21 protein-coding genes, 1 tRNA gene and 1 riboswitch are annotated in these 21,840 nt (G+C 71.3%); of the genes, 12 read left to right on the top strand and 10 right to left on the bottom strand.

From position 1 onward, the window contains the following. Window positions 1–3: 3 nt before the first annotated feature. On the bottom strand, window positions 4–1,518 hold the full coding sequence (locus tag O7602_RS28770) for a class E sortase (protein ID WP_281585726.1): 1,515 nt from the start codon (window positions 1,516–1,518) through the stop codon (window positions 4–6). Further along, a complete protein-coding gene (locus tag O7602_RS28765; protein WP_281585725.1) occupies window positions 1,515–2,321 on the bottom strand; it encodes a DUF881 domain-containing protein in 807 nt (268 codons plus the stop codon). The genes O7602_RS28770 and O7602_RS28765 overlap by 4 nt, the downstream gene beginning before the upstream one ends. A 230-nt stretch (window positions 2,322–2,551) precedes the next feature. Here O7602_RS28765 and O7602_RS28760 point away from each other — a divergent pair, with 230 nt between their 5' ends. Together O7602_RS28760 and O7602_RS28755 are read left to right on the top strand one after the other, a co-directional pair. Further along, a complete protein-coding gene (locus O7602_RS28760; protein WP_281585724.1) occupies window positions 2,552–2,815 on the top strand; it encodes a cell division protein CrgA in 264 nt (87 codons plus the stop codon). A gap of 177 nt (window positions 2,816–2,992) precedes the next feature. Beyond that, window positions 2,993–5,236, top strand: coding sequence for a (Fe-S)-binding protein (locus tag O7602_RS28755; protein ID WP_281585723.1), 2,244 nt, complete (start codon window positions 2,993–2,995; stop codon window positions 5,234–5,236). Between the two features lie 66 nt (window positions 5,237–5,302). On the opposite strand, the gene O7602_RS28750 is transcribed toward O7602_RS28755, so the two are convergent. Beyond that, on the bottom strand, window positions 5,303–5,974 hold the full coding sequence (locus O7602_RS28750) for a GPP34 family phosphoprotein (RefSeq protein WP_281585722.1): 672 nt from the start codon (window positions 5,972–5,974) through the stop codon (window positions 5,303–5,305). An 82-nt stretch (window positions 5,975–6,056) separates the two neighbouring features. Here O7602_RS28750 and O7602_RS28745 point away from each other — a divergent pair, with 82 nt between their 5' ends. From O7602_RS28745 to O7602_RS28735, 3 genes are all read left to right on the top strand, one after another. Further along, complete coding sequence (locus tag O7602_RS28745; protein WP_281590592.1) at window positions 6,057–7,364, top strand: hemolysin family protein; 1,308 nt, start codon at window positions 6,057–6,059, stop codon at window positions 7,362–7,364. Beyond that, window positions 7,357–8,361, top strand: a complete 1,005-nt coding sequence (locus O7602_RS28740) for a hemolysin family protein (protein ID WP_281585721.1) — start codon at window positions 7,357–7,359, stop codon at window positions 8,359–8,361. Before O7602_RS28745 ends, O7602_RS28740 begins: the two co-directional genes overlap by 8 nt. A gap of 164 nt (window positions 8,362–8,525) precedes the next feature. Next, a complete protein-coding gene (locus tag O7602_RS28735) occupies window positions 8,526–9,542 on the top strand; it encodes a C40 family peptidase (RefSeq protein WP_281585720.1) in 1,017 nt (338 codons plus the stop codon). An 84-nt stretch (window positions 9,543–9,626) separates the two neighbouring features. On the opposite strand, the gene O7602_RS28730 is transcribed toward O7602_RS28735, so the two are convergent. Further along, window positions 9,627–11,663, bottom strand: coding sequence for a peptidoglycan recognition family protein (locus O7602_RS28730; protein WP_281585719.1), 2,037 nt, complete (start codon window positions 11,661–11,663; stop codon window positions 9,627–9,629). 233 nt (window positions 11,664–11,896) lie between these two features. Beyond that, window positions 11,897–12,032, top strand: a riboswitch (cyclic di-AMP (ydaO/yuaA leader). Between the two features lie 13 nt (window positions 12,033–12,045). Between O7602_RS28730 and O7602_RS28725 the strand changes: the two genes are divergently transcribed. Then, window positions 12,046–13,080, top strand: a complete 1,035-nt coding sequence (locus O7602_RS28725; protein ID WP_281585718.1) for a C40 family peptidase — start codon at window positions 12,046–12,048, stop codon at window positions 13,078–13,080. Between the two features lie 75 nt (window positions 13,081–13,155). Here the strand turns inward: O7602_RS28725 and dcd are convergent, their stop codons facing one another. Continuing rightward, window positions 13,156–13,734 (bottom strand): dCTP deaminase, encoded by a 579-nt coding sequence (dcd, locus tag O7602_RS28720; protein WP_281585717.1) that lies wholly within the window; start codon window positions 13,732–13,734, stop codon window positions 13,156–13,158. 78 nt (window positions 13,735–13,812) lie between these two features. Between dcd and O7602_RS28715 the strand changes: the two genes are divergently transcribed. Next, on the top strand, window positions 13,813–14,403 hold the full coding sequence (locus tag O7602_RS28715) for a pyridoxamine 5'-phosphate oxidase family protein (RefSeq protein ID WP_281585716.1): 591 nt from the start codon (window positions 13,813–13,815) through the stop codon (window positions 14,401–14,403). A gap of 154 nt (window positions 14,404–14,557) precedes the next feature. Here O7602_RS28715 and O7602_RS28710 read toward each other — a convergent pair whose 3' ends face one another. Then, window positions 14,558–15,538 (bottom strand): zinc metalloprotease, encoded by a 981-nt coding sequence (locus O7602_RS28710; protein ID WP_281585715.1) that lies wholly within the window; start codon window positions 15,536–15,538, stop codon window positions 14,558–14,560. Between the two features lie 234 nt (window positions 15,539–15,772). Between O7602_RS28710 and O7602_RS28705 the strand changes: the two genes are divergently transcribed. Next, window positions 15,773–15,846, top strand: a tRNA-Gly gene (locus O7602_RS28705). A gap of 153 nt (window positions 15,847–15,999) precedes the next feature. Here the strand turns inward: O7602_RS28705 and O7602_RS28700 are convergent. Next, complete coding sequence (locus tag O7602_RS28700; RefSeq protein ID WP_281585714.1) at window positions 16,000–16,824, bottom strand: hypothetical protein; 825 nt, start codon at window positions 16,822–16,824, stop codon at window positions 16,000–16,002. Window positions 16,825–16,898: 74 nt separating this feature from the next. Between O7602_RS28700 and O7602_RS28695 the strand changes: the two genes are divergently transcribed. After that, window positions 16,899–17,549, top strand: a complete 651-nt coding sequence (locus O7602_RS28695) for a 2'-5' RNA ligase family protein (protein WP_281585713.1) — start codon at window positions 16,899–16,901, stop codon at window positions 17,547–17,549. Here the strand turns inward: O7602_RS28695 and O7602_RS28690 are convergent. Further along, complete coding sequence (locus O7602_RS28690; protein WP_281585712.1) at window positions 17,534–18,025, bottom strand: GNAT family N-acetyltransferase; 492 nt, start codon at window positions 18,023–18,025, stop codon at window positions 17,534–17,536. The genes O7602_RS28695 and O7602_RS28690 overlap by 16 nt on opposite strands. A 58-nt stretch (window positions 18,026–18,083) precedes the next feature. Between O7602_RS28690 and O7602_RS28685 the strand changes: the two genes are divergently transcribed. The 3 genes from O7602_RS28685 to O7602_RS28675 all read left to right on the top strand — a co-directional run bounded on the left by O7602_RS28685 (window position 18,084) and on the right by O7602_RS28675 (window position 20,688). Then, window positions 18,084–18,638: an NUDIX domain-containing protein gene (locus tag O7602_RS28685; protein ID WP_281585711.1), complete on the top strand. Its 555-nt coding sequence runs from the start codon at window positions 18,084–18,086 to the stop codon at window positions 18,636–18,638. Window positions 18,639–18,708: 70 nt separating this feature from the next. Next, window positions 18,709–19,761 carry a MerR family transcriptional regulator gene (locus O7602_RS28680; protein WP_281585710.1) on the top strand — a complete coding sequence of 351 codons (1,053 nt, stop codon included), beginning with the start codon at window positions 18,709–18,711 and terminating at the stop codon, window positions 19,759–19,761. Window positions 19,762–19,809: 48 nt separating this feature from the next. Next, window positions 19,810–20,688: an LLM class flavin-dependent oxidoreductase gene (locus O7602_RS28675; protein ID WP_281585709.1), complete on the top strand. Its 879-nt coding sequence runs from the start codon at window positions 19,810–19,812 to the stop codon at window positions 20,686–20,688. Between the two features lie 53 nt (window positions 20,689–20,741). Here the strand turns inward: O7602_RS28675 and O7602_RS28670 are convergent, their stop codons facing one another. After that, entirely contained in the window at window positions 20,742–21,155 is a 414-nt protein-coding gene (locus O7602_RS28670) for an ASCH domain-containing protein (RefSeq protein ID WP_281585708.1), read from the bottom strand. A gap of 47 nt (window positions 21,156–21,202) precedes the next feature. Then, window positions 21,203–21,760, bottom strand: coding sequence for a phosphoribosyltransferase (locus tag O7602_RS28665; RefSeq protein WP_281585707.1), 558 nt, complete (start codon window positions 21,758–21,760; stop codon window positions 21,203–21,205). Window positions 21,761–21,840: the final 80 nt, after the last annotated feature.

Raw genomic sequence — 21,840 nt, 5'->3', positions numbered from 1 at the left:
GGGTCAGCCCTCCAGCTCGGCCGGTCGGCCCGCCGACTTGGCCTGGGCGTGGTCGAAACGGGCGTGGATGATCAGCCGCTGGTAGTTGTCGAACTTGGGGTTGCAGGTGGTGAGCGTGAGCAGCTTCTCGGTCGCCTTGCTGCCCGGTTTGCCCGGCACCGGAGCGACCACCTCGACCTGGGACGGCTTGACGATGCGCTGCTGGTAGACCTGGTAGACGAGCCAATCGGTCTTGGTCTCGACCACGATGGCGTCGTCCGGCTTCAGCTCGTCCAGCCGCCAGAACGTGGACCGGATGCGGTGGCCGGCGACGGAGAAGTTGCCCACCTCGCCGGGCATGGCGCTGTCCGGGTAGTGGCCGGGGGCGTAGCGGATGTCGTCCGGGCTGACCCCTTCGACCACCACCCAGTGCTTGTCGAGCTTCGGGATGTAGAGGCCGGCGACCGGCTTCCCCTCGGCCGGCGGCTTCGGCTTCGTGCTCGGGCCGGTGGTCGGGCCGACCGTCGGGTCGGCCGCCCACTCCTGGGCGAGCTGGCCGTTCAGGTCGTTCTGGTGGGCGTCGACGATGACCGACTTGCCCCAGATCTCGTATCCGGCGAAGAGCAGCACCACCAGCCCGAACGTGATCAGCAGCTCGCCCGCGCCGCGGACGACCGTGCGCAGGCGGGAGGCGGCGGTGGGGCGGGTCAGCTCGGAGTAGACGCTGCGATATCCCTCGCCGGTCTGCTCCGGCCGGAGTTGCACCACCCGCTCGCCGCGCCGTGGTCGCGGCGGCTCGGCCGGCGGCTCGCCACCACCGTCGCCGGTGGCCGGCGCCGGGGGCACCGCGCCCATCAGCCCGGTGGCGTCCAGCAGCGGATCGGCCGGCCGGCGGGGGACGGTGGGCAGCACCGCGGTCGCGCCGGGGTCGGCCGGTGCGGGCACGTCCGGGCCGCGTCCGACCGGGCCACCCGCCCGGGGTACGCCGGAGTGCCGCTCGGGTCCGCCGGGCGTACCGGAGCGCCGCTCGGGTCCGCCGGGGTGCCGCTCGGATGCGGCGGAGTGCCGCTCGGACCGCCCGGTCAGCGGCGGGATGAAGTCGGTGGGCCCGTCACCCGGCGCGGCCGGTCGCACGCCGGCCCCGGGCCACCCGGACGGCATGTCGGAACGGTCCGGGCCGGTGCGGCGGTCGTAGGGGCCGTCGACGGGCGGGCGGGAGTGCGTCCCCCGATCCGGTGGCGCGAACCGCCGGTCGGGGGTGGGGGCCGTGGGACCGGCGTACCGCCGGGGGTCGACCTGGGGCGTCTCCGGCGGGCGGGACTGGTTGCCCGGCCAGGCGGGCGGCGGGGGTGCGGTCGGGCGGGCGGTGGCGCCGCGCCGCGCCGGGGCGGAGTGGGACGGGCCGGCGTCGGGCCAGGGCAGGTCCAGCGGGGGCGGTGGCGTCGGGCGGTCGATCTTCGGGAGGAACGCGGTCCTGTCCTCCTGCGGTTGTCGGCCGTGACCGCGAGCGTCACGCTCGTGGGGATCGTCGCCGGTCACCGGGGCACCGTCGCCGACTGGAGCGCGGTGGAGTCCTCGAACGCGGGCACGGTGACGTCGGAGACGTGCTCGGTGTAGCCGAGCTGGTAGTGATCGGCTACTTCTTTGAACACCCGGACTCCTTCAGAGGCGGCGAGCGCCCGCTGGAACCCGGCGGGATCACCGATGGCCACGATCTTGAAAGGAGGGGAGTAAACCCGGCCGTGCAGCAGCAGGGTGTTACCGACGCAGCGTACCGCGCTGGTGCTCAGCACGCGGACGTTCATGATTGACATGGCCTCCGCGCCGCCGGCCCAGAGCGCGTTCACGACCGCCTGCACGTCGCCCTGGTGCACGACCAGGTCGTCGTTGCTGGCGCCCTTGGGCAGCGGCTGGCCGGGGCCCCAGTCGGCGTCGTTCAGCTCGATCGTGATCCCGGTGCCGGTGAGCGCGGTGAACCCGGCGGCCTGCCGGCTCGCGGCGGCCCGTTCGCGCTGCGTCTTCACCGGCCCGTCGGTGCCGGCGAGCGACTCGGTGCGGGCCTCGACCTCGTCGCGCAGCCGGGCGGCCTTGGCCTCGCTGGCCGCCACCTGCTCGCGCCGGTCTTCGATGAGCTGGGTGAGCTGGGGTCGCCGGTCCTCCCGAAGCGGGGTGCCGCCGGCGGTGGTCGCGCTCGTGGTGAAGAGCAGCCCGGCCGCGGCGGCGATCAGGGGTACGCCGATCGACCATCCCGGGCGTCGCTGGCGCGCCCGGCGGGGCAGCAGGCCGGCGACCGCGCGGCGGAGGGCCTTCTGCCAGGAGGCGGCGCCGGACGTGTACTCCACCGGGCGTTCCCTTTCCCGTCGTCTCGTTCCGGCCCGCGTCGATGCGAACCGACCTGCTCGACCCGAAAAGTCCGCTCTTTTCGGTAACTCCCCGCACCGGCCCGGCCCCATTCGTGGCTTGGACGGCCCGTCCGGACTACGCTAGCTGTCGAACATTATTGGCCATGGACCGTCGCCCCCGCGCCCGGTTGTCAGGCCGGACGAGGTCGTACCCCCCTCTGGAGAGCGTCGTGCCCAAGTCTCAGGTCCGCAAGAAGAAGGTGTACACCCCGCCGACGGACGTGCGTCCGACGGCGACGGCGTCGACGCGCAAGCCTAGCCCGATCTGGCTGCCGGTCACCGCCGTCGCGCTGATCGTGGTCGGCATCGGCTGGCTGGTCGTCTACTACCTTTCCGAGCAGGCGTACCCGGTCGCCTCCTGGGGCTACTGGAACCTCGCGGTGGGCTTCGGCGCGATGGTCTCCTCGCTGATCCTGCTCTCTCGCTGGCGCTGAGCGGCGCCTCTCCGTCCCGGCTCACGTCACGTCACGCCGCCCCTGCCCGGCACCCGGGCGTCGATCCGCCTAAGGTGGCGGCAGGGCGGCGTGGCCGATGCGAGAAGACTCACGTTACTGTCGAGTAACCTTCCGCGTAGGCTGCACTGACAAGCAGCAGACCGGGAGGCCAACTCGATGGGCAGCGTCCAGATCGTCACCACGATCCTCGCGGCCGCCATCACCGCCGTCGCGGTGTGGCTTGCGGTACGCGCGGTCATGAAGATGACGGCCGTCATCCGGCTCGGGCAGCCCGCGCCCGAACGGTTCGCCGACAAGGGCGCCCGCACGACGAAGATGTTGGTGGAGACCGCCGGCCACACCCGCATGCTGAAGTGGAGCGTGGTCGGGGCCGCCCACTGGTTCGTGATGGTCGGCTTCATCGTGCTGTCGCTGCTGGTGCTCGAGGCGTACTTCGAGGTGGTCTCGCCCGGTGGCGGGCTGCCGGTGATCGGGCACTGGACCGTGTTCGGCCTGGCGACCGAGTGGATCGGCATCCTGGGTCTGGTCGGCATCGTGGTGCTGATGGCCATCCGGCTGCGCAACCGGCCGACCCGTCCCGGCGGCCTGTCCCGATTCACCGGGTCGACCATGTGGCAGGGCTACTTCGTCGAGTGGGTCGTGCTGCTGGTCCTGATCTTCGGGTTCGTCATCCGGGGCTTCAAGGTCGCCACCGATCACTTCGAGTACCCGCTGTGGGCCACCCCGCTGAGCCACGCGGTCGGCGCCGCGCTCCCCGACTGGTCGGCCGGCGTCAGCGTGGCCGCCCTCATCAAGATCGTGATCTCGATGACGTGGCTCATCGTGATCTCGCTGAACGTCACCATGGGCGTGGCCTGGCACCGCTTCCTGGCCTTCCCCAACATCTTCTTCAAGCGCGACCCGGCGAAGCCCGCCGGATCCGGCCTGGGCCCGCTGCGCCCGATGACGAGCGAGGGCAAGCCGCTCGACTTCGAGGAGGCCGACCCCGAGTCCGACCAGTTCGGCGTCGCCCAGGTCGAGCAGTTCACCTGGAAGGGCCTGCTCGACTTCAGCACCTGCACCGAGTGCGGCAGGTGCCAGTCGCAGTGCCCGGCCTGGAACACCGGTAAGCCGCTGTCCCCGAAGCTGCTGGTGCTCAGCCTGCGCGACCACGCGTACGCCAAGGCGCCCTACCTGCTGGCCGGCGGCGGCAAGGACGTGACCGGCGAGGAGAAGGGCACCGCGGAGCAGCTGGCCGGCGTCGACGTGCTGGCCATGGCCGAGGCCGACCGGCCGCTGATCGGCACCGCCGAGTCCGGCGGCGTCATCGACCCGGACGTGCTCTGGTCCTGCACCACCTGCGGTGCCTGCGTCGAGCAGTGCCCGGTGGACATCGAGCACGTCGACCACATCGTCGACATGCGCCGCTACCAGGTGCTGATCGAGTCGAGCTTCCCGTCCGAGGCCGGCGTCATGCTGCGCAACCTGGAGAACAAGGGCAACCCGTGGGGCGCGCCGCAGAACACCCGCGAGGACTGGACCAAGGGGCTCGGGTTCGAGGTGCCCCGGGTCGGCGAGGTCGACGACTTCGAGTACCTGTTCTGGGTCGGCTGCGCCGGCGCGTTCGAGGACCGGGCCAAGAAGACCACCCGCGCGGTCGCCACGCTGCTGAACGAGGCCGGCGTCAGCTTCGCCATCCTCGGCGAGGGCGAGACCTGCTCCGGTGACCCGGCCCGCCGGATCGGCAACGAGTTCGTCTTCCAGATGCTCGCCCAGCAGAACGTCGAGACGCTCAACGAGGCGTTCGAGGGCCGGGAGAAGAGCAAGCGGAAGATCGTGGCGACCTGCCCGCACTGCTTCAACACCCTGGGCAACGAGTACGGCCAGCTCGGCGGCGAGTTCGAGGTGGTGCACCACACCCAGTTGCTGGCCCACCTGGTCAGCGCCGGCAAGCTCACCCCGGTGCAGCCGGTCGACGGCGGCGTGACCTACCACGACCCCTGCTACCTGGGCCGGCACAACCGGATCTTCGCCGCCCCCCGTGAGGTGCTCGGCAGTGCCATCGGAGATGGCCGGGGTGGCGCAGCGTCCGATTCCGGTGCGGGCCGCGACAGCGGCCTCGTCGAGATGCCGCGCAACAGCGAGCGCTCCTTCTGCTGTGGCGCCGGCGGCGCCCGGATGTGGATGGAGGAGAAGATCGGCAAGCGGATCAACGTGGACCGGGTCGAGGAGGCCATGTCCACCGGGGCGAAGACCATCGCGGTCGGCTGCCCGTTCTGCTCGACGATGCTCAACGACGGGGTGAACGGCAAGGGCGCCGGCGAGGACGTCGAGGTGGTCGACGTGGCGAGCGTGCTGCTGCGCTCGGTCAGGCCCGAGTCGCCGTCCGGTGAGAAGGAGGCCGCGCCGGCGGCCGGTTGAGGCGTACCCCGGCGGGAAGCCGGGCCACGACGGCGGCGGCACCCGCGCGGTGCCGCCGTCGTCGTCTCAGCTTCCGGCGGAGATCGCCGCGGTGCTGGCGACTGTGGTGGCGACGATCACCGCGGCCTGCATCTCGTCGATCGCCTTCTTCACCGCGGCGGAGGCCCAGTCACCGGCGGCGATCTCGTTCAGCCGGGCCTTGACCCGCTCCTTCGGCAGCTCGCGGAAGAGCTTGCGGTCCAGGCCGACGGCCCGGGCCAGGGTGAGCAGCGCGGCGGTCCGGGCGTCCACCGGACCGTTGCCGACGAGCGCGGCCACCATCCGCTCCCGGGCCGCGGTCTCCGCTGCCGGCTCCGCGCCGGTCGGCGAGGGATAGCGGGTACGCGGGAAGACCAGCAGCACCCGGTCGGACTCCCGGCGCAGCACCCCGGCGCCGACCAGCCCGTCGAGCACCCGGTCCGGCAGGCCCTTGGACAGCTTGCCGATCCAGTCCTTGGGCTTGCGCGGCCGACCGGCTCCCACGGTGGCCAGTGCCTCGTCCAGCAGCGGCACACCGGTCGGGGTCGGGTCGGTCACCACCAGCCGTTTGTCGGCCACCTCCACCCGGCGGGCGAGTGCCAGCTCCAACAGCAGCGCCCCGGCGAGGCCGTAGTCGAGGTGCGGCCGGCCGAGCCGGTTGGCGCCCCCGTCGTCGTAGGCGAGCAGGACCAGTTCGTCGGTGAGCAGCAGACCGTCCATGCCCGCCACGCTACGGGTGACCCGCCACCGGCGCCCGCGTGCCACAATCACGCCCATCGACGGCCTGCTGGTTCTGACGCTGTTGCCCCTGGTCGGCTTCGTGCTGCTGACCGCCGGCAACGCCTTCTTCGTCGCGGCCGAGTTCGCCCTGGTCACCGTCGACCGCGCGGAGATCGACAGGCGGGCCGGCGAGGGGGACGCCCGGGCCGCCACGGTCCGCCGGGCGCTGCGGGACCTGTCCTTCCAGCTCTCCGGCGCCCAGCTCGGCATCACCATCACCGCGCTGCTCACCGGATATCTCGCCGAGCCGGCCCTGGCCCGGCTCGTGACGCCGCTGCTGCACCCGTTCGGCGGGGCGGACCGCTTCGCCGGGCTGCTCGCCCTGGCCCTGGCCACGCTCCTCTCGATGCTCTTCGGTGAGCTGGTGCCGAAGAATCTCGCGCTGGCCCGCCCGATGCCGGCCGCGCTTGTCACCGCCGCGCCGATGCGCGCCTTCTCCCGCGCCTGCGGGTGGCTGATCCGGCTGCTCAACGACTCGGCCAACCGGCTGGTCCGCCGGCTCGGTGTGGAGCCGCAGGAGGAGTTGGCGAGCGCCCGCTCCCCGGAGGAGTTGGGGTTGCTGGCGGCCATCTCGGCCCGGGCCGGCGCGCTGCCGCCGGACACCGCGATGCTGCTGCGCCGTACGATCCGCTTCGGCGACAAGCGGGCCGCCGAGGCGATGACCCCGCGGGTGGACGTGGTCGCGCTGCGCGCCACCGCCTCGGTGGCCGAGCTGCTGGAGGCGTCCCGGCGCACCGGCCGGACCCGGTTCCCGGTGTACGAGGAGACGCTCGACCTGGTCACCGGCGTCGCCGGGGTGCCCGACGCGCTCGGTGTGCCGCTGGCCCGCCGGGCCGGCACCACGGTTGCCGCGGTCGCCCGGGAACCGGTGTACGTGCCGGAGAGCCTGGACCTGGACGGGGTGCTCGCCGCCCTGAAGGACGCCGGCGCGGACCTGGCGATCGTGGTCGACGAGTACGGCGGCACCGACGGCGTGGTGACCGTGGAGGACCTGGTCGAGGAGCTGGTCGGGGAGATCGCCGACGAGTTCGACCCGGCCGCGGTGGACGACCTGGGGCCGGCGGAGCTGACCGTGCCCGGCGGGGAGCGGACGGTCCTGGTGGACGGCGTGCTGCGCGCCGACGAGCTGGTCGAGCAGACCGGGTTCCGGCTGCCCGAGGGGCCGTACGAGACGCTCGGCGGCTTCCTGATGGCCCGGCTCGGGCGCATTCCGGTGCCCGGCGAGACGGTCGACGAGGCCGGTTACGAGTTCACCGTGGTGGAGGTCGACAGGCACCGGATCGAGCAGGTCCGCGTGCTGCGCCCGGAGGAGTCCGACGACGGTGCCTGAGCTGCTGGTGGCCCTGGTGTTGCTGCTCGGCAACGCCTTCTTCGTGGGCAGCGAGTTCGCGTTGATCGCCTCCCGCCGTACCGTGATCGAACCGCTCGCGGCGTCGTCGAAGCGGGCCCGGTGGGCGCTCGCCGCGATGAACCAGATCCCGCTGATGATCGCCGGCGCGCAGCTCGGCATCACGGTCTGCTCGCTCGGCCTGGGCGCGATCGCCGAGCCGGCGCTCGCCCACCTGCTGGAGCTGCCGTTCACCGCGCTGGGCCTGCCGGCCTCGGCGGTGCACCCGGTGGCCTTCGTGATCGCGTTGGCCGTGGTGGTGTTCCTGCACACGGTGGTCGGCGAGATGGTGCCGAAGAACATCACGCTCGCCGGTCCGGAGCCGTCGGCGCTCTGGCTCGGCCCGGCCATGCTCGCCTTCTGCCTCGCGACCAAGCCGCTGCTGGTGGCGATGAAGTGGGCGGCCCGGCAGGTGCTGCGCCTGTGGCGGGTGGAGGCGACGGACGCGGTCAAGACCGTGTTCACCGCCGAGGAGTTGGCCGGGCTGGTCTCCCAGGCGCGCACCGAGGGGCTGCTGGACGCCGAGGAGCACGCCCGGATCACCGGCGCGCTGGCCCTGCACAGCCGTACCGCGGCCGACGCCCTGCAACCCTGGTCGACGGTGACCACGGTGGCCGAGGACGTCTCACCGGCCTCGCTGGAGGTGCTGGCGACCCGCACCGGCCGGTCCCGCTTCCCGGTGGTGCAGCGGACCACCCGTCGGGTGCTGGGTTTCGTGCACGTGAAGGACGTGCTCGGGTACGCCGGGGCGAGCCGCCGGGCGCCGGTGCCGGCCGAGGTCTACCGGCCGCTGGCCGTGGTGCCGCCGGACCGTACGCTTGCCGATCTGCTGCTGGCGATGCGCCGCGAGCGCCGGCACATGGTGCTGGTCAGCGACGGCCGGCGGCCCCTGGGTGTGGTCACGCTCGACGATGTATTGACGGCGATCGTCGGCAAGTGAGTGAATACCCTTGGTGCGCAACCGATTGCGGAAACATGATTGAACAACGGGCCGCCTTGATTCCACCCCCGTGCCTTCCCTAATGTGATGCACCGACCGCTGTGGGTCGTCTGCCTCGATCTTCCCTCTCGCGAGGCGCCCGCCGGTCGGTTGCAAAGGAGTCCGTGCCGGTGGCAACCATGCCCCCTCATCGTCACGTCCCGAGCGCTCCATCCGGCCCGCCGGCCGGGTCGCACCGGGTGGTACGCCGTCTCCTCACCCTGGTCGCGGCCGTCGCGGTCGGCGCCGGGATGGTGGCGGCCCCGGCGTACGCGGCGCCCTCGGTGGACGAGATCGACGCGCAGATCGACAAGCAGTGGGAGAAGCTCGAACCCACCATCGAGGACTACAACAAGGTCCGCTCCCAGCTCAAGGTCAACAAGAAGAAGTCCGCGGACCTGCAGAAGAAGATGGTGCCGCTGGAGCTGGCCTCGACGCTGGCGATGAACAAGGTCGGCGACATCGCCGCCCGCTACTACATGCGCGGCCCCTCGCAGGAGATGGGCGCGCTGCTGGTGAGCACCAAGCCGGGCACCCTGGCCGAGCAGCTCGTCATGCTCGACCGGGTCGCCGACGACCAGCGGAGGCAGATCGCCAGCGTGCTCGCGGCCCGCGACAAGTACAACGCGCAGAAGCAGAAGCTCGACCGGCTGATCGCGACCGAGCAGCAGCAGGAGGCCAAGCTGGCCTCGCAGAAGAAGCAGATCGACGCCGAGATCAAGCGGCTCACCGGGATGCTGCCGGTGACCTCGATCCGCCCGGCCGGCTGCCCGAAGATCGACGGCGTGGTGAGCAGCGCCGCGCGTACCGCCATCAAGACGGCGTGCGCCCAGGTCGGCGACCCGTACGTGTGGGGCGCCACCGGCCCGAACTCGTTCGACTGCTCCGGCCTGACGCAGTACGCCTACAAGGCGGCGGGCATCTCGCTCACCCACTTCACCGGCGCCCAGTGGAACGAGGGCCGCAAGGTTTCCCGCTCCGAGGCGAGGCCGGGTGACCTGGTCTTCTTCGGCGCCGACCTGCACCACGTCGGGCTCTATCTCGGCAACGGGGTGATGGTGCACGCGCCCCGGACCGGCAAACCGGTGCAGGTGTCGAGCATCAGCACCCAACCGCTCGCCGGCTTCGTCCGGGTCGGCTGAGCCGCACCCGAGGCATCGAGAAGGCCCCCGGTCCACTGGACCGGGGGCCTTCCTCGCGTCGGGATCTTTTCGCGCCGGGTTCCCCTACCGGGGCGCGCCGACCGGCGACGGCAGGATCAGCACGTCGTCGAGGTTCACGAACATGATCCGGTGGCCGAACTGGACCTGCACGTACCGGTTCTTACCCCGGACCACGGTGCGGTCGCCGGGGGCCGAGCCGTCGAACGAGACCGCCCGGTAGTACTCGCCCGGCAGCACGCCGCCGACGGCGTACCGCTGGCCGGCCGCGAACGTGTACTGGAGCGGGGAGATGGCCTGGTACGGGATGGTGTCCGGGTAGGCGGCCTGCTCCGGGTAGGCGCGGCCGTACACCGGGACGGTGGCCCGGCCGGGCCGTGGCGTCACCACGAAGCCGGTGGACCACTTGGCCGTGGGCGCCTTGGTGGGGTTGTGGAACCACGCCTTCTGGCCGAGATACCAGATTGCCGTCCAGTCACCCTGCCGGCCGGCCACCGCGTACGTCTGTCCGGCCGAGGCGCGGGCGCCGTGGTCGGAGATGTACATCGTGTCCGGTGTGCCGTCCGGGCGCAGCCCGAGGTCGTTGACGAGCGGGGCGTCCGCGCTCGGCGCGGTCCGCAGGAGCACCGCCGAGGAGCCGTGCGACGGGCAGGGCTCGGCCGGCGGGGTGGGCGTCGGGACGCCCGGCGGCTGCTGGTTGCAGCCGACGAACGCCGGCCGGTTGGTGGTGACGTCCGGGTCGATGGTGACCAGGCCGGTACGCGCGGTGCCGAGGGTCCGGAACGGTGCCTTCATCAGGTCGAAGTAGTGCGACCAGTCCCAGTAGGGGCCCGGGTCCCAGTGCATGCCGCCGACCGCCGCGGCGGTGATGCCGGGCACGTTGTCGTGACCGATGATGTGCTGCCGGTCCAGCGGGATGCCGAACTTCTGCGCCAGGTAGCGGACCAGCTTGGCCGAGCTGCGGTACATCGCCTCGGTGTACCAGGCGCCGTTTCCGGCGAAGCCCTCGTGCTCCAGGCCGATGGACTTGGCGTTGACGTACCAGTTGCCGGCGTGCCAGCCGACGTCCTTGGCCTTGATGTGCTGGGCGACGTAGCCGTCCGCCGAGCGCAGCGTGTAGTGCCAGCCGAGGTAGTCGGCGCGCTTCACCAGGTCGACGCTGGGGTCGAAGTAGCCCTCGGTGTCGTGGATGACGATGTATTCGATCTTCTGCTGCTTCGGCCGGTTGCCCAGGTCGTGGTTGCCGTAGTCGCCCGGGTCCGCGCTGAGCTGCTCGTACGGTGCGGGGATCCACTCGCAGGCCAGCCGCACCGGGCACTCCAGCCCGTCCGGCCGCTGCGCGTGGCGCAGCCCGAGCCGGCTGAGCACCCCGCGGTCCGGCCGGGCGGCGGTGGCGGCCATGGTGACCCGCTGCCCGTCGTCGGTGGTCCGGGTCGCGCCCTGGCCGAGCTGGTCGTAGACCTCGTCGGCGAAGGCCGCCGCCGCGTCCGAGGTGTCCGCGCCGGAGTAGCGGGCCACCGCGCCGTACCAGGCCGCCGCGTCGGTGCCGGCACCGACCGGCCCACCCAGTGCCTTCTGGTACGCGGCGAGCAGCGCCGCGCCACCACGGATGTTCGCGGCCGGATCGGTGCGCAGCTTCTGCGCGTCGAGGCCGGTGAGCGTCGCGGCGGCGTCGAGCGTCTGGAGCGAGGCCGTGGGCAGCGGCTTCTCCCGGGCCGGTGCGGCGGTCGTGGCCGGGTCGAGGGTGAGCGGGCGGGAGTCGTCGCCGCGCGGGTCCTCGTCCTCGTCGACGTGCGCGCTGCGGGGCGAGGCGAGGACGTGCGCGGCGTCGGTGAGGTGCATCGGGCCGTAGCCGCCGCTGGTGCTGGGCTGCCCCGGGTGGGCGTCCCAGCGGGACTCCAGGTAGGAGACGCCGAGCAGCACGTTCTGCGGCACGCCGTACTCGGCCGCCGCGGCGGCGTACTGCTTCTGCCTGTCGTCGTTGCTGGATAGGGTGTTCGGTGGCGCGGCGGTCACCGGGCCGGTGGTCGCCAGCGCGGTGGCTGTCGCCACGGCGGCGGCGAGCAGCATCCGTCCGGCCGACGGCGGGGGCGAGAGGTGCATCGAACCTCCTGGACAGGGATGGGGGTCACTGCGTCCCCACCCTCACTCCGCGCACCCGTGACGGTCAATACCTTTCCGCCGGATAATCTGATGTGAAAAAAAGCTTCACTCGTGTCCGGGGTTGCCCATTCCGTACGGAGTGTCACGGCCGTTCGGGTTGCGGATCGATAACGGGGATCCCTACTCTGGCCAATTGTCGGCCCGTACGTTCACCGTCCAACCCGGCCGGTGACGGTCCGACACCGCCGAGTCGCCTCCGGGCGAATCGGGGACCCAGGTACCTGGGGTGAATCCGCAGCCACTGCGGTAGGGCGTCCCCCTTCCCGCCCGAACCCGTCAGCTAACCCGGTAGGCGGTCAGGAAGAAGGAGTACCGACGCCCGGTGGCACACCATGCCCCGCGGCCGTCGTCGAGCCGGTCGATCGACCGGTCCGCCGTCGCGCCGCGTTCCCGCTGGTCCCGCTTCACCACTACACTCGCCGCCCTGGTCGGCGCCGCGGTCGTCCTGACCGGAGGCGCGACGGCGGCCCACGCCGAACCCTCGGTCGCCGAGATCGAAGCCCGGATCGACCGCGACTGGAACAAGCTCGAACCCGTCATCGAGCAGGTCAACGCCGTACGCGAGCAGCTCGCGCTGCGACGCAAGCAGGCCGACGCGCTCGGTCGGCGGATCGCCCCGCTCCAGGCCCGCGTGGACGCCGCGCTCGGCCAGGTCGGCGGGCTCGCCGCCGACGCGTACAAGGGCGACAACCTCTCGACCGTCAACGCCCTGCTGGGCAGCCGCTCGCCGGGCGAGCTGATGAGTGGCCTGGAGCTGCTCGACCGCTTCGCGCGCCACCAGCAGGAGCAGGTGCGCACCATCGCCGAGCTGCGCGATGAGCTGGCGGCGAAGAAGAAGCCGCTGGACGAGATGGTCGCCGACCTGAGCCGTACCGAGGCCCAGCTCGCGGCGAAGAAGAAGCAGATCGACGCCGAGATCGCCAAGCTCCAGAAGCTGCGGCTCAAGGTGTACGGAAACGGTGGCGGTGGCAAGCTGCGCCCGGCGCCCTGCCCGGCCGGATACCCGGGTGGCGCGGCCGGGGTGGCGGTCAAGTTCGCCTGCGCCCAGATCGGCAAGATCTATGTCTGGGGCGCCGCCGGCCCGGACCACTTCGACTGCTCGGGCCTGACCATGGCCGCCTGGGCCAAGGCCGGTGTCTCGCTGCCGCACAACGCCCGCCAGCAGCACAACGTCACGAAGCGGGTCAGCCGCGCCGAGTTGCGCGCCGGTGACCTGGTCTTCTACTACGCCGACCTGCACCACGTGGGGATGTACGTCGGCGACGGCTGGGTGGTGCACGCCTCCCAGTCCGGCAAGCCCATCACCATGAAGCGCGTGGACGACGGCGACATCAACAGCTACGGCCGCCCCACCTGAGGTGTAAGGAGGGGCCCCCGCTTAACGCATTCGGTATAGGCGGGGGCCCCTCTTAACAACCACGATCGGCTGGCGTCAGCGCGTCGGCCAGGTGCGCCAGCTCTGCCACGACCGGCTCGGCGTCGGGCCGCGCTGACCCTGGTAACGCGACCCGTAGACGGCCGAGCCGTACGGGTGCTCGGCCGGCGAGGAGAGCCGGAAGATGCAGAGCTGGCCGATCTTCATGCCCGGCCAGAGCGTGATCGGCAGATTCGCCACGTTCGACAGCTCCAGCGTGATGTGACCGGAGAAGCCCGGGTCGATGAACCCGGCGGTGGAGTGCGTCAGCAGGCCGAGCCGGCCCAGGCTGGACTTGCCCTCCAATCGGCCGGCGAGCTGCTCGCCCAACGAGATCACCTCGAGCGTGGAGGCGAGCACGAACTCACCCGGGTGCAGCACGAACGCCTGCCCCTCCGGCACCTCCACCATCGATGTCAGGTCGTCCTGCTGCGTCGACGGGTCGATGTGCGTGTAGAGGTGGTTGTTGAAGACCCGGAACAGCCGGTCGAGGCGTACGTCGATGCTGGACGGCTGCACCAGTGTGGGCTCGAAGGGCTCCAGCGCGAGCGTGCCCGCCTTGATCTCGGAGACCAGGTCGCGGTCGGAGAGCAGCATCGGAACACCATAGCGACCGATGCGGGTGACCTGCGTGTCGGACTGCGCTGTCGTACAAGTGTTCGATAGAATGTCGGCATGGCTTCCTGGTCCGAATTCGCCGCCGACGAGCCCCGACTCGCCGCCGAGATCCGCCTTCTGATCCAGCAGTACGGGCCGGGCTTCGGCTATCTCGCCACGGTCCGCGCCGACGGCGGGCCCCGCGTGCACCCGGTCTCCCCACTGATCACCGACGACGGGCTGTGGTGCTTCGTCATCGACTCGCCCAAGCGCCGCGACCTCGAACGCGACGGCCGCTACGCGCTGCACTCGTTCCCGCCGGAGGAGAGCGACGACGAGGCGTACGTCGCGGGCCGCGCCCACCCGGTGACCGATCCGGGCACGGTGGCCCGGCTGGCCCGGGTCGGCCGGGCGGCGCCGCTCGGCGACTGGAAACTGTTCGAGTTCTCCGTCGACGTGGCGATGCTGACCCGGCGCGACCCGGCTGCCCGCCCCGGCACCGGCCGGCCGGAGATGCGGCTCTGGCTCGACCCGCGCGGCTCCGCGCCGGCTCTCGGTCACGAGCCGCTCGATCCGCGGCGGGCCACGCCGGCTCTCCGTGAGGGGCCGCTCGCCCCGGAGGGCCGGCGCGGCCGGCACGGCTTCGACACCCGTCGCCCGGCCGCCTGATCTCATCCGGTCGGCTCCGGCCGGCGGTCACATCCGGCTGCGCCGACCGGATCCGCGGGCCGAGGTGCCCTTCCGGCGTCCGAGCGGTCCGCAAAACGACCGACGCCGGCCCTGTCCGAGGACGGGGCCGGCGTCGGTGCGTGGTGGGGTGAGGTCAGGCCGCGCGGTACGCGTTCCACGCGGTGAGCATGCGGCTCGCCTGGCCGGCGGTGAACTGGTACATGCAGGAGTCGTAGGTGTAGTCCATGAAGTTGGTGATCGGGTCCTTGCCGGTCGCGGAGCAGGTGTCCCGGCCGGTCGGGCACTGGTAGGCGGGGGACGCCTCGGCCGGGGTGTCGGAGACGCCGTCGCCCGAGCCGGAGCAGCCGCCCTGGAAGGTGTGGTAGAGGTTCAGCCAGTGGCCGATCTCGTGGGTGCCGGTGTCGCCCTGGTTGTAGTTGGTCGCGGTGCCGCCGGGCAGCGACTCGTTGAGCACGACGACGCCGTCCATCTTGTCGAGCGTCCGCTTCGGGAAGGTCGCCCAGCCGAGCAGGCTGTCGCTCAGCTCGCCCAGGTAGATGTTGAGCGTGTTCTTGCCGCCCTGGCGCAGCGAGGTCTTCATCGAGCGCTCGGCCGAGGAGCCCTGCACGATCGGGTACCACGACGTGTTGGTCACGCGGTTGATCTTCGTGAGTGAGAAGGAGAACGCGGTGGCCGCGCCGCCGGTCGAGCCCGCGTACGCCTGGTTGAGCACGCTGATCTGCTGGTTGATCATCGAGTCGGTGATGTTGCCGCCGGCCCGGGTGCTGTTCTCCTGGATCACGTGCACGACGACCGGGATGGTCACGGTCGCCAGCGGGGCGACGGCGCCGGTGCGGAAGTTGGCGCGTGCGCGTTGTGCGGCGGCGAGGTCGGCCTCGCGCTCGCGTACCTGCTGCGCGGTCAGCTCGTTGGGGTCGAGCTTGACGTTGCCGCCCTTGGCGACGCGGGCGTTGGCGTGGCTGTCGGCCGGCTCGGCGCAGCCGCCGACCGGGGCGGCCGAGAAGGCCGAAGCAGCGGGGACGACGCCGACGGCCGCGGTGCTGAGCAGCAGCGCGAGGGTCGACGTCGCGACACCGGCGGTACGCCGGGTCAGCAGGTTGGGACGAAGTCCCATGGGCCCACCTCTTTCTGACGACGTGACCGGGGGTGTGTCACGTCGGGTCGGAAACGTGGGGCAGACGTTACATCCCATCGACGCATTTGAGAACGGCCATATGTTGCCGGCATGCAACATCCCCGGCCGGTCCGCACCGGGCGTTCTTGATCCACTCCAGTTCGGCGAGGTGGTGGCGACGCGGGGGTACCTGGGTGCACGGGGGCGGTGACCTCAGGTACAGTGGTGCCGCCTGCGGGTGTAGTTCAATGGCAGAACATCAGCTTCCCAAGCTGACAGTGCGGGTTCGATTCCCGTCACCCGCTCCACAAGTAGGGCCCAGGTCAGGGTTTGTTCCCGGCCTGGGCCTCACTCGTTCCGGTCACTTCTTGCGCTTGCCGTGTCCGACGTAGGCCCGGGTGGAGGCGTGGCCCTCCGGGGACGAGCGACCGAGTTGACGGCGGCAACGGCTACGGCATTGCTCATGAGGGCCTCGGCCAGCGGTCCCTGCATGCGCGGACAAACCATGAGTCAAAGACATCCCGGATGGACTCGGCCGAGGGTGATCTGTCTTCCGATGGCAAGTATTCGTAAGAATACTTGTCTCGACTGATGCGACCGTCCGGGCCCCATCCCAGTAGGGAGTAGAACAAGTCGCCATTGCCTAGCCGAAAGCCGTGCACTACCGGTACGAAGTTGTAGCCGTACGGCTCAAGCGTGATGCGGCGGCGCGCGAGAGCGGGAGATTGCTGCATGTCGTAGATCTGCGTGAGGTTGTTGCGTCCCTCATCGACCCACTCCGTCGGGAACAGGCCACCCGCGTCGCTCTCCACGACCGCCGCCATGCGTATCTTCCAATCTTGCAACTCGGTCCTGTTCAGCCAGAACCCGATACTTGGCCACGCGGTGTAGAGCGACATGCCAAGCACATCCAGACACTTCTCCTCCGGCCGCTTGATCGACCTGATGCGATCGATAAGTATCGCGTAAACATCTAACGGGTCGGCGAGATGCTTCTGTTCGGAAGAATTGTCTTCGACGCGCTGTGCTATGGAGCGCACCTCCAGAAACACGGCGCCTAGGGTGGCAAAGATCAACGTTTGCGTCAAGCCGCTCGTATCTTTGAGGTCGACGCGGTCGAGGACAGGCTTCATCCATGGAATATTCAGAACCAGGATGATAATCAATCCGCCGAACACAATCACGGGTTGCAGGAGGTCGAGGATGCGGGTTCCGAGTTGTCGCAACAGGTGCCTGAACTGCTTCCGCTGAAGCTGTCGGCCGATGTGAACCTGCTGGTCAGGCATCGTTTCCCCATTAGAGTCATGTAGTTATGGATGGATGATAGCATCGGCCGGTTTAGAGTGGTACAGTCCAGTACGTGGGACGAGTGGATGTGCGGGTGCGACAGTCGGATATCAGTCTGGAAACGACGCTGTTAAATGTGGCGATTCTGCCGCCGCAACCGATAGCGGCAGAGGTGCAGCGGCTGAGCGGTGAGCTCCAGACCCGCGGCGGTCTGATCCACGTCGATGGGCAGCAGCGTCTAGCCCATATGACGCTCTACATGGCTCGCTTTTCGCGTCTCAAGATCGATGAGATCGTCCTGCGTGTGGAGGCGCTTGCGGCCAGTCGACGTTCACCGATCACCTCGGAGCACACTGGCTACTATCTGACTCCGGGGAACTACTACGAGGTCTCCTATGCAAGGAGTCCAAGTATGATGTCCCTGCACAACGAGGTTTCTGACGCTCTGCTACCGCTTCGCTTCTCGCCCGGGCAGCCGGTCGTCGAAGACTTCTTCGCTCCATACTCTGCGGCGCAGGAGGAGCAAGCCAAGCGTTCGGGGTACGACTTGAGCGGCGATCTCTACCGGCCGCACGTAACGATCACGCGCTTCGCGACCAGACCGACGGCTGACCTTCCGACGTCCCCTGTCGACCTTTCCTTCAATATCTCGCGCATCGGGTTGTTCGAGGCAGACAAGCTTGGCGCGGTAACCGAGCCGATCGCCTGCTACGACTTGGGATGAAGGTCCAGGACGTGCCGCCGGCCGGGCTGCCCGTTCAGGTCCACCTCGCCGGCCGGCACGAACCCGGTACGCCGGAGCACCGCAAGCGACGCCGGGTTCGCCAGCGCCGCGTCGGCGACCAGCCGGCGCAGCCCGTACTCGTCTCGGGCCAGTTCACAGACGCGCCGTACGCCGTGTCGGGCCAGGCCGCGCCCGGCGGCGCGCTCGGCCACCCGGTAGCCCAGCTCGGCGCTGCCGTCGGCCAAGTCGACCAGGTTGAACCGCCCGAGCACCGCGCCGTCATCGTCGAGCAGCACGTGGAAGCGGCACGTGCCGCGAGCCTGCTCGTCGAGCAGGCTCGCGTGCCGGGCCGCGAAGTCGGCGAAGTAGTCGTCGCCCCGGTCGGGTACCCATCGGGCGAAGTACGCCCGGTTCTCCCGCTCGAAGCGCAGCACGGCGGGCGCGTGGTGGGCGGCGAGGCGTTCGAGTTCCGGCACCGAGCCAGGCTAAGCGGGCGCGCCCGACGGCGTCGTACCCCGCTGGCACTATCGGCGCATGCGGGACGAGATCCGGGCCCTGATCGAAGGGCTGACGCCGGGTGACGAGCGGGAGGCGCGGCACCGGGAGGCGACGCTGGCGTGGCTGGCCGGCACGACGGACATCTTCCGGCGGGTCAAGCCGCGCACCCCGTCGCCGCACCTGGTCGCCTACTTCCTGCTGCGCGACCCGTCCGACGGCGCGGTGCTGCTCGTCGACCACCGCAACGCCGGCATGTGGCTGCCCAGCGGCGGTCATGTCGAGCCGGGCGAGCATCCGGTGCGCACGGTCCGCCGCGAGCTGCGGGAGGAGTTGGGTGTGCCGGCGGTCTTCGCGCCGCCGTTCGGGGAGCGACCGGCCTTCCTCACCGTCACCGAGACGGTCGGCCCGCCCGAGAGCCGGCACACCGACGTCAGTCTCTGGTATGTGCTGACCGCCGGCCGGGACCAGCGGCTCACCCCGGATCCGGTGGAATTCCGGGGCGTCCGCTGGTGGACGCCGGCCGAGGTGGCCGACGCGCCGGCCGGCACCGTCGAGCCGCACCTCGGACGGATGCTGGCGAAGCTGGCTTGACCCGGCCCCTGCGGCAAGCATCAGCGTGGTCCGGGCCGGCCACCCGGGTCGGCGCGAGGAGGAGAGCGACGTGCGGCTGCTGACCATCGGCGCGTTCGCCCGCGCGGCCCGCCTGACGGCCAAGGCACTGCGGGTCTACGACGACTGCGGGCTGTTGCCGCCGGCCGCCGTGGACCCGCACTCCGGCTACCGCTACTACGCGCCGGAGCAGCTCGACCGGGCCCGGCTGATCGCCGCGCTGCGCCGGGCCGGGATGCCGCTGGCGGAGATCCGGACCGTCTGCGGCCTGCCGCCGGAGGCCGCCGTCGAGGCGCTCGACGCCTGGTGGCGGCGGGTCCGTGCGGACACCGCGGCCCGCGGCCGGGCCGTCGCGCTCCTCGTCGACCAGCTCAGCGAGAGGGGCACCACCATGTCCGAGCACACCTTCCGGTACGCGACACGCTGCGAGACCGGCACCGTCCGTGACTCCAACGAGGACGTCGCGTACGCCGGCGGCGCGCTGTTGGCGGTCGCCGACGGCGTACGCGGTCCCGGCGGGGCGGACGCCAGCGCCGCCGCGGTGGACGCGCTGCGGTCGCTGGAGTCGGCCGACGTGCCGGCCGCCGACCTGCTGTCCGCGCTTGCCGACGCCGTGTCCCGGGCCGACCGGGCGGTACACGCGCGGGCCACCGACGTCGACCGGCCGGCCAGTACGCTCACCGCGATCGTGCGGCGCGGCACCCGGCTCGCCCTGGTGCACGTCGGGGACACCCGCGCGTACCTGCTGCGGGGCGGCGAGTTGTCCCGGCTCACCCAGGACCACACGTACGTGCAGACCCTTCTCGACCAGGGGCGGCTCACGCCGGCCGAGGCCGGGGCGCATCCGCAGCGGGCGCTGCTGGCCCGGGCGCTCGGTGCGGGCGCCGACGTGGAGGCGGATCTGGCACTGCGTACCGCCTTGTCCGGCGACCGTTACCTGCTCTGCTCGGACGGGCTCTCCGCGGTGGTCGACCCCGGCGCGTTGCACGCCGCGCTGGCCGGCGCGGACGACCCGGAGACCGCCGTCGGGCGGTTGGTCGACCTGGCGTACGCGGCGGGCGCGCCGGACAACGTCGCCTGCGTGGTGGCCGACGTGACGACGTGAGCCGCCGGCCCGGGCCGGCGGGCCGGGTCGGGCCGTACCCTGGCGATCATGCGGATTGGCATCGTGATCCTGCCGGACCAGCGGTGGTCGGAGGCGCGGCGGCGGTGGGCGCAGGTGGACGAGTGGGGTTTCGACCACGCCTGGACCTACGACCACCTCGGCTGGCGTGACCTGGTCGACGGGCCCTGGTTCGATTCGTGGACGACGCTCACCGCGGCGGCGACGGTGACCTCCCGGGTCCGGCTGGGCCCGCTCGTCGCCTCGCCGAACTTCCGCCACCCGGCGGCGTTCGCCCGGCAGGTGACCGCGCTCGACGACGTCTCCGGCGGGCGGGTGCTGCTCGGGTTGGGTGCGGGCGGCATCGGCTTCGACTCGGCGGTGCTCGGTGGGGAGACGCTGCCGCCGCGGCAGCGGGTCGACCGGTTCGCCGAGTTCACCGAGCTGCTCGACCGGATCCTGCGGGAGGACGGCACGACCTGGCGCGGGGAGTGGTTCGCCGCGGTGGACGCCCGCAACAACCCCGGCTGTGTCCAGCAGCCCCGGGTGCCGTTCGTGGTGGCCGCGAACGGGCCGCGCTCGATGCGGCTGGTGGCCCGGTTCGGGCAGGGTTGGGTCACCACCGGCCTCGGCGGCGACGACCTGGAGAGCTGGTGGGGCACGGTGGCGGAGCTGTCCGACCGGATGACGCGCACGCTGGAGCAGGCGGGCCGGGACCCGGCCACGCTTGATCGCTACCTCTCGCTCGACTCGGCGCCGGTGTTCTCCCTGACCAGCGCCGATCTCTTCGCGGAGCAGGTGGCTCGCGCGGCCCGCCTGGGTTTCACCGACGTGATGACGCACTGGCCCCGGGCGAGCAGTTGGTACGCCGGTGACGAGGCGGTGCTGGCCGAGGCGGCGGCGCTGCTGCCCGACCTGCGCCAGGTGTAAGGAGGGGGCCCCGCTTAACGCTTTCTGCATAAGCGGGGCCCCCTCCTAACACCTCAGGTGCCGACGCTGCCCTCCGAGGAGACCAGCCGGAAGCGGAGGCAGACGATCTCGCTGTCATCGGTGACGGGGGTGCCCTGCCGGGCCCAGTAGGCCCCGTGACCGGCCCGCCACTCCTCGATCGACCGGTCCCCCTCACCCTCGGCGCGGGCGAAGTCCCAGGGCACGTCGGCGAAGCGCACCACCTCGACGTTGGTGATCTCGACGACGCCGACGAGCGCGTCGTGGTCGTCGACCAGGGCCAGCCGTTCGCCGACGTGCTCCAGCTCCTCGTTCTCCTGCGCGTACTCGCCGGTCAGGCCGGCAGTGGCGGTCTTCTCGCCGGAGAGCACGAGCGCGTTCAGGCGGGCGCGCAGCTCGCCGGGGGTGCCGAGGGCGAGCGTGCGTAATCCATCGATGCGGGGCCACATTCCGCCGAGGCTACGGCACGCCTGAGCCCGGATCGGGTGCCCGGAGGTCACTCCTCGCCGGGGAGCTGGTCGCCGGTGAGCAGGGCGCGCAGCCGTAGGCGCTCGACCACGGCGGGTGGACAGGTCGCCACCAGCGTGGCTGCGCCGACCAGGTGGGCGCCGCTGTCCCGGACCACCCGGCGCAGCGCGTCGAGCTGTGCCCCGGTGTCGACCCAGTCGTCCGCCAGCAGCACCCGGTCGCCCGGCGCGAGCCGCCGGCGGTCCACGCCGATGCGGAGCCGCTGCCCGCGGTGGTCCGGCGGGGTCTCGGCCCACCGCATCGGCCCGATCCGGCGACGCTCACCGCCGTCCTTGTACGCGGGCAGGAACCCGGCGCCGGCAGCGACCGCGACCAGCGGGCCGAGCAGCAGCCCGGTCACCTCGGGGGCGATCACCACGGTGGGCCGCGCGTCCGGGAAGAGGCCGGCCAGTGCCGGCCCGACCTCGGCGAGTACGTCGGGGTCGCGCCACCAGCCGGAGAGGTCGCTGACCAGGTGGCTGCTCTCCGGTCCGGGGTCGGCCCACCGGAACGACTCGACCAGGCGATGCGTCAGCACGTCTCCCATCCTGCACACCGTCCACCGTTCGGCCCAATGGCGGTGGCTTGATCGGCTACACGTAACAGGGTAAATGTGGGCATAGCATC

Source organism: Micromonospora sp. WMMD1128 (assembly GCF_027497235.1).
GTDB lineage: Bacteria > Actinomycetota > Actinomycetes > Mycobacteriales > Micromonosporaceae > Micromonospora.
The sequence above is the reverse complement of the archived record's forward strand: the minus strand, read 5'-3'. Positions and strand labels throughout refer to the sequence as shown.

Excerpts from the sequence above, each read along its gene's own strand:
- O7602_RS28755 (WP_281585723.1), top strand. The coding sequence starts at position 2,993 with ATGGGCAGCGTCCAGATCGTCACCACGATCCTCGCGGCCGCCATCACC.
- O7602_RS28750 (WP_281585722.1), bottom strand. The coding sequence starts at position 5,974 with ATGGACGGTCTGCTGCTCACCGACGAACTGGTCCTGCTCGCCTACGAC.
- O7602_RS28730 (WP_281585719.1), bottom strand. The coding sequence starts at position 11,663 with ATGCACCTCTCGCCCCCGCCGTCGGCCGGACGGATGCTGCTCGCCGCC.
- dcd (WP_281585717.1), bottom strand. The coding sequence starts at position 13,734 with ATGCTGCTCTCCGACCGCGACCTGGTCTCCGAGATCAAGGCGGGCACG.
- O7602_RS28715 (WP_281585716.1), top strand. The coding sequence starts at position 13,813 with ATGGCTTCCTGGTCCGAATTCGCCGCCGACGAGCCCCGACTCGCCGCC.
- O7602_RS28710 (WP_281585715.1), bottom strand. The coding sequence starts at position 15,538 with ATGGGACTTCGTCCCAACCTGCTGACCCGGCGTACCGCCGGTGTCGCG.
- O7602_RS28700 (WP_281585714.1), bottom strand. The coding sequence starts at position 16,824 with ATGCCTGACCAGCAGGTTCACATCGGCCGACAGCTTCAGCGGAAGCAG.
- O7602_RS28685 (WP_281585711.1), top strand. The coding sequence starts at position 18,084 with ATGCGGGACGAGATCCGGGCCCTGATCGAAGGGCTGACGCCGGGTGAC.
- O7602_RS28675 (WP_281585709.1), top strand. The coding sequence starts at position 19,810 with ATGCGGATTGGCATCGTGATCCTGCCGGACCAGCGGTGGTCGGAGGCG.
- O7602_RS28670 (WP_281585708.1), bottom strand. The coding sequence starts at position 21,155 with ATGTGGCCCCGCATCGATGGATTACGCACGCTCGCCCTCGGCACCCCC.
- O7602_RS28665 (WP_281585707.1), bottom strand. The coding sequence starts at position 21,760 with ATGGGAGACGTGCTGACGCATCGCCTGGTCGAGTCGTTCCGGTGGGCC.